Raw genomic sequence first — 10,459 nt, 5'->3', positions numbered from 1 at the left:
TCCCGCTCCTTGGCGACGGCCTCGGCGCTGCACGTCGGGCACTTCGTCCAGACGCTGCCCAGGAAGCAGCGGCTCTCGAACTCGCCGTGCTTCTCGCACAGCTCGGTCTTGGTCTTCGGCGGGTTATTCAGCCCCATTTCGGCGATGGCTTTCACAGGCGGCCTCCAGTTCCGTAATCGCGTTGATCGAATCCGCCGTGGGCGGTGCTGCGAGCGGCTGGCGGCATGGACTGGCCTTCCTGCTGGAGGCGGGCGTACCACTTCGCCTTGAAGCCCTGCCACGAGTTCGTCGCGGACACCTTCACCGCCTCGGCAGGCGTGAGGCCGGCCTTCTTGGCCTCGTCCTTCACGTCGTCCCAGGCGGTCGGCGTCAGGGGGGCCTTCTTCTCCTTGCGCACCCTCAGCCAGTCCAGCGCGTGCTGGCGCTCCACGCCCTCGGCCACCAGCTCACGGACGCCCAGGGCGCGCGGCAGGCTGTCGTCGGCAGGGTTGCCGGCGCCGTTGCCGGGCTGGTCGTCAGGCCCAGCCCCCGGCTGGGTTTCATCGTCAGCAGCAGGGGCATCCGGCTTTTCAGTCCCGATGCCATCAGCCGAACCGGAACCGGAGGTGCGGGGCGCGGAAGCGCCCTGTATTTCTTTCTCCTGTTCCTGTTCTTTCTCCTGTTCCTGTTCTTGGCTTCGTAGGGGCTTAGAAGGGGCTTCGTAGGGGCTTGCCTTTCCCCGGCAGACGGACATGCAGAAGGCCGCGCTGTATTTCTCGTAAAACCGCGCCAGATAAGGGTTTTCTGGCAGTGAGCCGTACTCGTTCTGCACCCCCTTGACGCGCAGGTCATTGGGCTTGAGCGCCTCCCCAATCTGGTACGAGGCCATTTCGATCACCCAGACCACTTCGGAAGCCTCGTCGTACTCGCAAAATCCGGCTTCGATGGCGCTTTGAAGCCCCTTTGAAGCCCCTTCCAAGCCCAGCCCGGTTTCGTGGGCAATGAACATGGTCGGGCAGTAGTAGAGGCCCAGCATGTTGGCGTGCGGGCTGGTCAGCAGGTACATGGCGACGATCTGCGCCTCCATGCCGGCCGCGCGCAGGCGCTTACCCGTGGCGCCAATCCAGAACTTCGGGCCGACTTTCGAGTAATCACGCATAGGTGCCCTCCATCGACGTTTCAAAACCGGGGGCACCCCGGAAGCGTTGCGCGGCCGCGATCAGGTACTCGCGGCATCGCTCGGTCACAAGCCAGCGCCGGCCGTGCAGCTCGGCACCGCGCCCCGTCGTGGCCCAGCCACCGAAGGGGTCAACAATCAGGTCGCCCACCTCGGACAGGAACCGGACGAAGTGCTCGGCCAGGCGCACGGGCATCAGCGCCGGGTGGGCCGGCAGGCCGTGCTGCGCAGCGAAGTCGCGCGCGGGCTGCTGGTCGGGGTCGCGGTGCGGGATGGACAGCACGTTGCGGGCAATGGCGCCCTCGGTGGGCGCGCTGAAGCTGCCCTCGCGGACGGTGTAGGCCCCGCCGGCGTAGCGGGCGTACTGCTGCACGCCGCCGGCGTCCATGAACCGCCGGTGCTTGTCGGTGTGCTCGCGCAGGCAGCGGCGGTTGTCGGCCACCACCAGGGCCGGCTCGTTGGTGAACCACAGCACATGCTCGTAGGCCGTGTTGTGATGCACGCGGCGGATGGAGGCCCACTGCACCGGGCCGGGCGGCTTCGTCGGGTTGTGCCAGACGAACCGCTCCATCAGGTGCAGACCCAGCTTGTCGTGCAGCGCCAATGTCAGCCGCTCCAGGTACAGGGAGCGCGCCGGCGAACCCGGCTCGAAGATGTCATTGCCCAGGTTCAGCACCACGCTCCCGCCGGGCCGCAGGTGCGCCACGATGGGTTCGAGGATGGGCAGCAGCCAGTCGATGTAGCTGGCCTGGTCGGCGTTGCCGTAGGCGCGCTGCTTCGCCAGCGGGTACGGCGGCGAGGTGAAGGCCAAGGTGATCTGCTCGCCCAGGCCCGTGAAAACGTCCTCGGCGTTGGCCCACAGCGCGCACCCCAGGTCGGTCGAGAACGCCAGCAGGACGGCGCGGCGCGGCGCCGGCGTCAGCTCCTTCTTGGCCTCGCCGCTCAGGCGCCAGGTGCCGCGCTCCACGCGCTCAAGCACGCCCAGATGCTTCAGGGTCTGCTGGTGCCAGCGCACGCGGCGCTCGAACAGGTTGTAGGCTTTGCCGGCCTTGCCCACAGGCGCGCGCGCTTCCAGCGCAGCCTCGGGGATGTCCAGTTGCAGGGCGAGTTGCTGGAACAGCTCGCGGTTCGTGAGGGTGTCGCGGCCGACGAACGGCGCCATGACGGCCTCGGCGGACAGGTTCTTGAGGTCTTCCATCAGGCTGCGCCCTCCTGCTCTTGGAGGTGCAGTGAACGAACGCGGCCACGGTCAGAAACCGTGTATTTCCCCTCGAAGCCAACCACTGGCTGCCACTTCTCATCAGCCAGCGGCATACAGCCTCCCTCCGCTGGTTCCATGCCCCCGGACACGGGCGCAATAGCCCACGACGCGAATTTCGCCCTTGCGAATCGCCTTCGCGTAGATGGCGCCAAAAGCCCGGTCATCGGACGGAACAATGCCGGCGGCGCGGGCGGCCATCGTCACCTGCTCGCCGGGCACGCTGCCCAGCCGGGCGGACTGCTCGCGCACGTAGGCCACGATGAACGTGTAGGCCCGCGCGCTGAAACTCGGGTCGGTGGAGGTGGCCGCGTCCAGGGCAAGTTGCATCTGCTCTTCGCCCAGGCGGCGGGCGGTCGCGGCGCGCTGCGCGTGCGGCGGGGCGATGACGGCGCTCACAGGGCACCTCCCCGAATAGATTGCAGCAACTCGCCCGTGGCCTTCATCAGCGACAGCAGCAGCGGTTCGAGGGCGCGGCGCTCGTCGGCGCAGAACCGGCCATCCTTCGCGGCCTCGGAACCCACGCCCAGCAGCTCCGACGCCGACGACACCAGCGACAGGAACAGGCGCACAGCCTCGGCCGGCTCGCGCGGCTCCAGCTCGAAGTCCATAGGAACCTGGCCGACGAGGTGCGCCAGCGCGAACACAGTCCGCCGGGCCTGGGCCACGATGACGATTTCGAGGATGACGCCGAAGCTGGGCGGCGGCGCGTCGTGATCGGGGTTGATGCCGTTCGCCAACGTGTTCCCGTTCATGCCCATCGCTTCCGCGATGGCACGAACGCCGCCGGGGTATTCCTTGGCATCCGCCTGGAGCGCCAGGAACAGCGCGCGGTGAGTTTGCTTGATCGGCCTACGCATGACGAACGCCCTTTCAGATTCGCCTACCGCCAGCCCGGCGGGCGGCGGAGACTTGCTGCATGGAAAAGTTGATGAAAACCACAGCGCGCTACCTTTCACGCACCGAGACTGGTGCGAAGAGAAGGCATGAACAGGCGGTCATTGACCGGCCAGCCGCTCCGCAGCCTGCAATGGACAAGGTGGGCGCTGACGCCGCGCTCCGCGCACACCTCGCCGAGAACGCGCGTGCGTCCGTCGATTTCGATGGTGGCGGTGATGCGGCGATTGCGCGTCTGCTCGACCGGCGTGGCCCAGCAGCAGTTGCTGGGTTCGTAGTTGCCGTTCGTATCGTTGCGCTCCAGCGTCAGGCCGTCCGGGCACTCGCCCATGTCGGCCAGGAAGTTCTCGAACGAGGCCCAGGCATCGCAAACGGTGATGCCGCGCCCACCGTAGTGCTTGAAATTGCCGGCGCGCGGATTGAAGCAGCGCCGGCGCATCGACTCCCACGCCTTGTAGGTGCGCGTCTTCTTCATGCCGTGGGTCTTGTTGCTCCGGCCCATGTTCGCCGTGCGCTCACGCGCCAGGCAGCCGCAGCTACGGGTGTTGCCGCTCCGAAGGGAGTAGATCGAGACGATGCGCTTGGTGCCGCAAGCGCAGGTGCAATGCGCCCTACTGCCTTCGACGGAATCAACGGTGAGACGACCGAATACCTGCATAACTGGCTCCTTCCTCAAACATCCAAGGGGCCGATCTGGATGAGCGCGGGCGCATCGCCCTCGCGCTCGTCGGGCTGGGAATGGGCGGACTCGGGCGAAACGGCCGGAACGCCGACGCGCTGCTGCGCGTCTTCGGTGGGCGTGCCGGCTGCTACCTTGGCTTCAGGCATTGGTCGTCTCCTTCTGGGTGGCCGGACTGGTGCCGCGCAGGTACGCCCAATCCACGTCGGGGCGCAACTGTTCGCACGTCACCTCGCCGGACGTGGCTTTCTCGATTGCCGGGCAGCGTTCAGCGGGCACTTGGCGCTTCCCAGACACCCATTGATTCACCGTGGGTGTCGAGACGCCCAAGAGCCGGGCAAGCGCGGCCTGCCCGCCAACGGCGGAACATGCCCTCTTGATCGCAAGCTGTTGTGCGGTATGTGCGGTGTCCATTCCGTCATTATTAGGCGTCGCCTAATCTTTGTCAATAGGAATTGCCTAATGGCGTTCCAGCACCCGATCATTAGGCAATGCTTACAGGTAAAGAACTAGGCGCCGCGATCAAAGTCGCCATCGACAAGAAACTCGCTTTGGGCTTGGCAAAGTCCAAGGCCGAGATCGCGCGGCATTTCGGCGTGAAGCCACCGTCAATCCATGACTGGATGAAGAAGGGGTCGATTGACAAGAGCAAGCTCCCCGAGCTGTGGGCGTACTTCTCGGATGTGGTCGGCGCAGAGCATTGGGGACTGAAGGAACTGCCGGCCGCCGCACAGGCAACCGGCACAACAGAGGCCCACGGAGACAACGCGCCGACAGACCCATCAGCCACTGCTTGGGCCGCGTACACTTCCGCCAGCGCAGCCACCCGTGCGGCTATTGATTTGCTGCTACTTCCTGCCGCCGAGCGCGGGAAACTTGGGCTAGAAACACAGGCGGCCATTGCCTTTATTGAGGGACAGTCCGTGAAGGCCATTTCCCCACAGAAAAGCCCCACCAAGGCGGCCTAAATTGCGACTTGTATGGTCAAACGGAAACCCGGTTTAGAGGAGCCGGCCTTAAAAGGCAAGAACCACAACAGGCCAATGTCTGAAAGGCTAAAGGCAGCCATCCGAAATAAAAATATTGAAAGGGTGGTCGAGCAAATAAATAAGGGGAGCGGCCTTAAATGCGCAGTGCCGTATGTGATGCATGGACACTACTCCGAAATGAGGTCTGGCGGTTATGCAGGACTTGATATTCTGCGAATCGTTCTAGATGCCGGGGCAGACCCAAACCAATACGATGAATTCGAGAGTCCAGCACTCATTGATGCCGCCAAATATTGTGATGCAAGTGCGCTACGTCTTTTGCTGCAACACGGGGCAGACCCAAATATAGAGGGTGCCGAGGCGCTTGTTATTGCGTGCAGGAGTGCTGATGCCGAAGCGGTCTCGATGCTGCTAAATGCCGGGGCCGACGCGAACCGTTTAGGGAAGTGGGGGATAAAATCGCCCATAGAAGCTGCGTGCGAATCTAGCTGGTTTAATGATGAGCACCCCCCTCCAGTGTGGCAACGCCTTTTGCGCGAAAAGGCAGCGCCAGAAAAAAGGCGCGTGAGAAATGCGTATGAAGAAAGCATTTCTAGAATAATGCAACTCCTTGCCGAGAACGGGGCAAAACTCGACGAACGCAACGAGTTTGGACAATCCCCAGCCGACATTGCCACGATCAGCGGCAATCATCCTGCATTTAAATTCCTTATGGACAATGGGGCATCCACCGCCCTATTGCTGCACACCAGAAGCGAATCCGGCGAACATGTTGACAACAACATGCTGTATAGGGTCGCCATAGCTGGAAGGAATGACAACTTCTATGGCTTTCTTTTAGATGTTGATGCAAGACTTTTCGGGTCCGATCGTCCAGCTCGATATATTGGAGCATCACAGGTGGGTGCATTCCAGTTTGCCGACAGCGAGGGAAGGAAGCCAACCAAAGGTGATATTGTTTATGCCTCAAGAGTTTCTGATGGGCGCATAAGTGCGTTTAGGGTAGAGGCCACGCGCAGGGGAAGCAGCCTGCCACCTTACAAAGATCATCTACTGCTCGCCAACCTCAATGACTTCAGCAAGGAGGTTGCCGATGCTCTACTGTCATTGGATGAGGATTAAAAGATGAAAAGAATAATTTTCTCCGCTGTCATACTGGTCGGATCGCAGGCGCGGGCCGACGTGTTGCTGCCGCCCGAAAGTATTTCCCAGATAGCCGGTGCGACCTTCCAGAACTACCAAATCGGCAACGTCAATCAGATGCTGGCCGAGGAAAATACGTGCTGGGATGACGCCTCGCGCGAAAATGGCAGCAACAAGAAAACCGTCGTGGCGGCATGTGCGTCAGCCGCAATGTCAGGCGCTTTCATAGAGGCAACCTACGCCAGAAGCCAGCGGCGCGGCAGCCACCCTCAATACACCGGCGACGCCGTGCGCGCGCGAATCCTGAAGAAATCCGGCCTCTCAGAGGCCGAAACGCAGCGCATCCTAGAAACCACCGTTGAACCCAACGTGCCTGCCATACTGACCGGCCTCAAGGGTGCTGGAATGAGATGACATGAGCGACGAACTTCATCCGCTGATTGCACTCTTTGAAAGTCGCGCGGAAGTGCTGGACGCAGCCGGCCAGGATATGCACCCGGACGATGCCATCGTTAAGCTGGCGAGCTGGATGGAACTCGCCAAACTCCGCCTCACCGAAGACGACGTAGCCGTTCTCTCCGACATTGGAGCAATCCTCTACCGCGACGGCCTCAAGCGCCGCATGGACGGAAACCCGTAACCCCGCCCTCCAACCTACCGCCTAGGTTCAGACCCGCGCTCAGGGCCATCACGAACCACTTCACCCCTCCCACTCGCCAGCCCAGCACATAGCTGGGTTTTTTTTGCCCAAAAGATTAGGCGTCGCCTATTGACACAATCTTAGGCGTCGCCTAATATGCGGCCTAACGCACCGCGCCACAACGACGCATAGCGACGCACAACGACGGGCAACCGACAGTGCGGCTCTTTAACAACGTATCCGCCGATGTTGCTCACCCCTCCAACGTGGGGTGTTCGTCCGGCGAAATAGCACCTGCGGGCACGGCCGCAGCTCTGCGCGGTGTCCCCGCCGTATCCAGTCCAGCCAAGCGCGGTAAACGGTGAACGAGGGTGAGGCGAAGACGGCCAAGAGCAGCAACTGTTACGCCGGTTGGAATCCCGGCACGTTTGACATTCAGTACCCCCGGCAGCCGGTCGAGGCAAGGCCAGAGCCGGCGCCCGTTTTCACGGGCAACGCGCAGGGGGCGCGGCGCGCGCACCGAGTCGCATCAATGCCGCAAAGAAGCCCGGTAGGTCGGGCCGGTTGGGCAGACGTAAGCCCCGCAATGGTGAGCCGAAAGCGCCATGACAGCCTGAGAGAAGGCGCACCTCGAACAGCCGCGCACACCAGCGCGGCAACGCGGCCCGCGCCAGGGCAATCCCCCGAAGGACACCGACATGGACATCCAAATCCGCACTGCCGGTATCGGCAAGTGGCCTGTCGTTCGCGCGATGGGCCATGACGTGACGCTGAACCTGTACGGCAGAACGAGCCTGCTGCTCGACCTGCTGTACCGCGCCGGGATGCTGCCCAGCGTCTCGGCCTACGGCAAGGAAGGTTCCGACGCCCTGTTCATCAACGGCGAGAACCTGGGCACGACCGATCAGACCGTCCAGTTCGGTATCTGGCGGATGGTCGAGAGCTACCGCACAAGCGGCTACCTGTTCGACGACGACTTCGCGCTTGTCATGCGCGCCGTCGGCGTGGAGCCGGACGCCGACGAAGAACAGGCCGCCGCCGAGCCGGCGTAGGCCCCCTCCCAAGCAAGCAAGAAAGGAATCCTCATGAGCCACATCATCGGCATCATTATCGGCAAGGCGCTGGGCAACTGGCAGCGCATCGACGCCGAGGGCAACAGCATCGCGCCGGCCGCCGGCGACTTCGACGCCCACCCGACCTACGCCGGCATCGCCGACGAGGTGATCGACGGCCAGCACCTGGTGCGCGTGCCGGCCTTCTACTACCGCTCCGGCGCCGTGCCCGCCGGCGAGCACGCGGGCAAGAAGGCGCTGTGGGTCAGCCCCGAACCCGCGCCCGGCTTCGAGCTGCACCCCGCGTTCCGTCACCACGGCGCCGAGCTGGCCCAGTTCCACGTCGGGAAGTTCCAGGGCACGCCGGACGGCGACGACAAGCTGGGCAGCCAGCCCGGCCTGAAGCCGTTGGCCTCCATCAACTTCCCGACCATGCAGGCGCGCGCCGCCGCGCGCGGCGAGGGCTGGATGCTCTGGAGCATCTACCAGCTCGCGGCCATCCAGGCGCTGCTGCTGATCGAACTGGGCACGCCGGACGCGCAGCAGGCCATCGGCGACGGCAACGTGAATGGCGGCGGCGTGCGTGCGGTCGATGACAAAACCGTGGCCCAGGCCACCTGGCGTGGCATCGTCGGCCTGTGGGGCAACGTCTGGCAGATGGTCGATGGATTGCAGACCAATGCCGACAGCGAATACCGCATCTGGGCCACCGACGGCAGCCAGACCTACGTGGAAACCGATGTCGAGGCGCCGGGCGATGGCTGGTTCCGCCGCCGCGCCACCGACCGCGACGCCGGTTTCGACCTGGGCGCGGTGTTCCTGCCCGCCACGACGCGCGACGACCGCGACGAATCGGCCTTCGGCGACTACTTCTGGCAAGCCGCCAACTGCGTCGCGTACCACGGCGGCGGTTGGGGCGGCGGCCGGCACGCCGGTGCCTTCCATCTCAGCGTCAGCACCGGCGCGGAGGTCTCGTTCTCCGGCCTCGGTGGCCGCCTCGCAAAGGTGTAGTGCCCTCTGTGGCTTGTGTCATGTCCGGGGCAGGCCCGCCGAGCGGGCCGCCCCAAGCGCCCCGTCAGGGGCGCTTTCGATTTCCCCCTGAAAGGAGCGCATCCATGAGCGCATCGACAACTGCCTGCGCGGCGGCCATGCCTGCCGCGCGGCCGGCCCGGCTCATCAAGTGCCGGGTCAGCGTGAGAACGGCGACGGGCGAGCAGCACAGCTACACCGCCCTGTTCAAGAGCACCTGCGGAGCGGTCATGGATGCACTCGACCGCTTCGGGTTTTGCAAGGTCAGCGTGGAGGCGATGCGCGAATGAAGGCCCTCAAACGCCTGAAGAAGCGCCTCGCCGACTACCGCTACTACCGCGCACGCGGCTACGGCATCCGCCGGGCCTGGGCGCTGTCCGGGGTGACGCTATGAACCTCGCCATGCTCCCCGGCCCCGGCGACGAGGCCACCTGGCCGGCCTACACCGGCCACCCCAACGACCCCAGGGCACCCGACGACGAAGGCCGCGACGCGGCCATCGACGAGCGCGCCGCCGAGTTGCTGACTGCGCCCGGCTTCACGCCCTTCAACCCCGCCAACCTCTGCGAGGCCCTTTGCGAAACGGGCGACCCGCAGATCGAGCCGCTTTGCCGCCTTTTGTCCGAGGGCGACACGGCGGCGGCTGGCGAGGCGCTGGCGCGGCTCGCGCGCAGCTACTGGGAACCCATTGCCCGCAAGGAAGCGGAGCGCCAGATCGACGCCGAGGCGGGCAGCGCGTGCCGCCGGTGCCGTGGGTGCGACTGCCGCTGCTGCGCGGACGACTGATCGAAACCTACTGGAGAAACCCTCTCATGAACTCCCCCGTGAATCAGGCCCTGGCCGTGCGCCAGGACTTCGGCGGAACCAGCTCGACCCTGGCCGCCCAGGAAACCGCATCGGCCTACGTGGCCGCCCAAGCCAAGGCCGTTGTCGAGGCCCGCTACGTGATGGCGCTGCGCCGCCCGCGCCAGTGGGATCAGGTGCGCCAGGACTTGCTCAAGGAGTGCAAGCGCCCCAGCTTCGCCAACAACAAGTCCGCCTACTACCGCAAGCCCATCGGCGACGGCGTGGAGGGCCTGGGCATTCGCTTTGTCGAGGTGGCCCTGCGCTGCATGACGAACGTGCTGGTCGAAACCACCATGATCTTCGAAGATGAAGCGAAGGAGATTCATCGCGTCTCGGTTACCGACCTGGAATCCAATCTCACGTACCCGCTGGACGTGCGCGTCACCAAAACCGTCGAACGATCACGGCCGGCCGACGACGGCACCTACATCAGCGTTCGCAAGAACAGCTACAACCGCAACGTCTATACGGTGCCCGCCACCGACGACGACCTGCTGAACAAGCGCGCCGCGCAGATTTCCAAGGCCATCCGCACCCTGGGCCTGCGCATCATCCCCGGCGACTTGCAGGACGAGGCCGAGGCCATCATCAAGGCCATCCGCCTTGACGAAGCCGCGCGCGACCCCGACACCGAGCGCAAGCGCATCGCCGATGCCTTCGGCGAAATCGGCGTCAAGGCCGCCGACCTGACCGAATACCTGGGCCACACGCTGGATACCTGCTCGCCGGCCGAGCTGGTCAATCTGCGCGGCATCTACGGTGCCATCCGC

General features: G+C 64.4%; 17 protein-coding genes. 9 read left to right on the top strand and 8 right to left on the bottom strand.

Going from position 1 to position 10,459, the window contains the following annotated elements:
- Positions 1–151: 151 nt before the first annotated feature.
- The 8 genes from JYJ84_RS18865 to JYJ84_RS18830 all read right to left on the bottom strand — a co-directional run bounded on the left by JYJ84_RS18865 (position 152) and on the right by JYJ84_RS18830 (position 4,404).
- Positions 152–1,138 (bottom strand): hypothetical protein, encoded by a 987-nt coding sequence (locus JYJ84_RS18865; protein ID WP_205189368.1) that lies wholly within the window; start codon positions 1,136–1,138, stop codon positions 152–154.
- Positions 1,131–2,354 carry a site-specific DNA-methyltransferase gene (locus JYJ84_RS18860; protein ID WP_205185161.1) on the bottom strand — a complete coding sequence of 408 codons (1,224 nt, stop codon included), beginning with the start codon at positions 2,352–2,354 and terminating at the stop codon, positions 1,131–1,133. The genes JYJ84_RS18865 and JYJ84_RS18860 overlap by 8 nt, the downstream gene beginning before the upstream one ends.
- The gene (locus JYJ84_RS38555; protein ID WP_205185158.1) at positions 2,354–2,470 is read right to left on the bottom strand and encodes an NUMOD4 domain-containing protein; all 117 of its coding nucleotides are present in this window, start codon (positions 2,468–2,470) and stop codon (positions 2,354–2,356) included. The genes JYJ84_RS18860 and JYJ84_RS38555 overlap by 1 nt, the downstream gene beginning before the upstream one ends.
- Positions 2,457–2,813: a hypothetical protein gene (locus JYJ84_RS18850; protein WP_205185155.1), complete on the bottom strand. Its 357-nt coding sequence runs from the start codon at positions 2,811–2,813 to the stop codon at positions 2,457–2,459. The genes JYJ84_RS38555 and JYJ84_RS18850 overlap by 14 nt, the downstream gene beginning before the upstream one ends.
- Entirely contained in the window at positions 2,810–3,274 is a 465-nt protein-coding gene (locus JYJ84_RS18845; RefSeq protein WP_205185152.1) for a phage regulatory CII family protein, read from the bottom strand. Before JYJ84_RS18845 ends, JYJ84_RS18850 begins: the two co-directional genes overlap by 4 nt.
- Before the next feature lie 95 nt (positions 3,275–3,369).
- Positions 3,370–3,969, bottom strand: coding sequence for a hypothetical protein (locus tag JYJ84_RS18840; protein ID WP_151122427.1), 600 nt, complete (start codon positions 3,967–3,969; stop codon positions 3,370–3,372).
- A gap of 14 nt (positions 3,970–3,983) precedes the next feature.
- Positions 3,984–4,139: a hypothetical protein gene (locus JYJ84_RS18835; protein ID WP_170288787.1), complete on the bottom strand. Its 156-nt coding sequence runs from the start codon at positions 4,137–4,139 to the stop codon at positions 3,984–3,986.
- The gene (locus tag JYJ84_RS18830) at positions 4,132–4,404 is read right to left on the bottom strand and encodes a helix-turn-helix domain-containing protein (RefSeq protein WP_151122426.1); all 273 of its coding nucleotides are present in this window, start codon (positions 4,402–4,404) and stop codon (positions 4,132–4,134) included. The genes JYJ84_RS18835 and JYJ84_RS18830 overlap by 8 nt, the downstream gene beginning before the upstream one ends.
- Before the next feature lie 77 nt (positions 4,405–4,481).
- Here JYJ84_RS18830 and JYJ84_RS38260 point away from each other — a divergent pair, with 77 nt between their 5' ends.
- The 9 genes from JYJ84_RS38260 to JYJ84_RS18785 all read left to right on the top strand — a co-directional run.
- Positions 4,482–4,958, top strand: coding sequence for a hypothetical protein (locus JYJ84_RS38260; RefSeq protein WP_275890729.1), 477 nt, complete (start codon positions 4,482–4,484; stop codon positions 4,956–4,958).
- Positions 4,959–4,970: 12 nt separating this feature from the next.
- Positions 4,971–6,101 carry an ankyrin repeat domain-containing protein gene (locus JYJ84_RS18820; protein ID WP_205189366.1) on the top strand — a complete coding sequence of 377 codons (1,131 nt, stop codon included), beginning with the start codon at positions 4,971–4,973 and terminating at the stop codon, positions 6,099–6,101.
- Positions 6,102–6,104: 3 nt separating this feature from the next.
- A complete protein-coding gene (locus JYJ84_RS18815) occupies positions 6,105–6,536 on the top strand; it encodes a hypothetical protein (protein WP_205189364.1) in 432 nt (143 codons plus the stop codon).
- Between the two features lies 1 nt (position 6,537).
- Positions 6,538–6,762 (top strand): hypothetical protein, encoded by a 225-nt coding sequence (locus tag JYJ84_RS18810; protein ID WP_205189362.1) that lies wholly within the window; start codon positions 6,538–6,540, stop codon positions 6,760–6,762.
- A 698-nt stretch (positions 6,763–7,460) separates the two neighbouring features.
- Complete coding sequence (locus JYJ84_RS18805; protein WP_087778531.1) at positions 7,461–7,814, top strand: hypothetical protein; 354 nt, start codon at positions 7,461–7,463, stop codon at positions 7,812–7,814.
- Positions 7,815–7,847: 33 nt separating this feature from the next.
- The gene (locus tag JYJ84_RS18800) at positions 7,848–8,825 is read left to right on the top strand and encodes a hypothetical protein (RefSeq protein ID WP_205189360.1); all 978 of its coding nucleotides are present in this window, start codon (positions 7,848–7,850) and stop codon (positions 8,823–8,825) included.
- A 104-nt stretch (positions 8,826–8,929) separates the two neighbouring features.
- Complete coding sequence (locus tag JYJ84_RS18795; RefSeq protein WP_205184121.1) at positions 8,930–9,133, top strand: hypothetical protein; 204 nt, start codon at positions 8,930–8,932, stop codon at positions 9,131–9,133.
- 100 nt (positions 9,134–9,233) lie between these two features.
- Complete coding sequence (locus tag JYJ84_RS18790) at positions 9,234–9,629, top strand: hypothetical protein (RefSeq protein WP_205184125.1); 396 nt, start codon at positions 9,234–9,236, stop codon at positions 9,627–9,629.
- A 26-nt stretch (positions 9,630–9,655) separates the two neighbouring features.
- Positions 9,656–10,459, top strand: an 804-nt coding sequence (locus tag JYJ84_RS18785) for a hypothetical protein (protein WP_205189358.1), incomplete at its 3' end; no start/stop codon positions are given.

The organism is Burkholderia sp. LMG 13014 (assembly GCF_905232215.1).
In the GTDB taxonomy this organism is placed as follows: domain Bacteria; phylum Pseudomonadota; class Gammaproteobacteria; order Burkholderiales; family Burkholderiaceae; genus Burkholderia.
The sequence above is the reverse complement of the archived record's forward strand: the minus strand, read 5'-3'. Positions and strand labels throughout refer to the sequence as shown.

Excerpts from the sequence above, each read along its gene's own strand:
- JYJ84_RS18865 (WP_205189368.1), bottom strand. The coding sequence starts at position 1,138 with ATGCGTGATTACTCGAAAGTCGGCCCGAAGTTCTGGATTGGCGCCACG.
- JYJ84_RS18860 (WP_205185161.1), bottom strand. The coding sequence starts at position 2,354 with ATGGAAGACCTCAAGAACCTGTCCGCCGAGGCCGTCATGGCGCCGTTC.
- JYJ84_RS38555 (WP_205185158.1), bottom strand. The coding sequence starts at position 2,470 with ATGCCGCTGGCTGATGAGAAGTGGCAGCCAGTGGTTGGCTTCGAGGGG.
- JYJ84_RS18845 (WP_205185152.1), bottom strand. The coding sequence starts at position 3,274 with ATGCGTAGGCCGATCAAGCAAACTCACCGCGCGCTGTTCCTGGCGCTC.
- JYJ84_RS18840 (WP_151122427.1), bottom strand. The coding sequence starts at position 3,969 with ATGCAGGTATTCGGTCGTCTCACCGTTGATTCCGTCGAAGGCAGTAGG.
- JYJ84_RS18835 (WP_170288787.1), bottom strand. The coding sequence starts at position 4,139 with ATGCCTGAAGCCAAGGTAGCAGCCGGCACGCCCACCGAAGACGCGCAG.
- JYJ84_RS18830 (WP_151122426.1), bottom strand. The coding sequence starts at position 4,404 with ATGGACACCGCACATACCGCACAACAGCTTGCGATCAAGAGGGCATGT.
- JYJ84_RS38260 (WP_275890729.1), top strand. The coding sequence starts at position 4,482 with ATGCTTACAGGTAAAGAACTAGGCGCCGCGATCAAAGTCGCCATCGAC.
- JYJ84_RS18820 (WP_205189366.1), top strand. The coding sequence starts at position 4,971 with ATGGTCAAACGGAAACCCGGTTTAGAGGAGCCGGCCTTAAAAGGCAAG.
- JYJ84_RS18815 (WP_205189364.1), top strand. The coding sequence starts at position 6,105 with ATGAAAAGAATAATTTTCTCCGCTGTCATACTGGTCGGATCGCAGGCG.
- JYJ84_RS18810 (WP_205189362.1), top strand. The coding sequence starts at position 6,538 with ATGAGCGACGAACTTCATCCGCTGATTGCACTCTTTGAAAGTCGCGCG.
- JYJ84_RS18805 (WP_087778531.1), top strand. The coding sequence starts at position 7,461 with ATGGACATCCAAATCCGCACTGCCGGTATCGGCAAGTGGCCTGTCGTT.
- JYJ84_RS18800 (WP_205189360.1), top strand. The coding sequence starts at position 7,848 with ATGAGCCACATCATCGGCATCATTATCGGCAAGGCGCTGGGCAACTGG.
- JYJ84_RS18795 (WP_205184121.1), top strand. The coding sequence starts at position 8,930 with ATGAGCGCATCGACAACTGCCTGCGCGGCGGCCATGCCTGCCGCGCGG.
- JYJ84_RS18790 (WP_205184125.1), top strand. The coding sequence starts at position 9,234 with ATGAACCTCGCCATGCTCCCCGGCCCCGGCGACGAGGCCACCTGGCCG.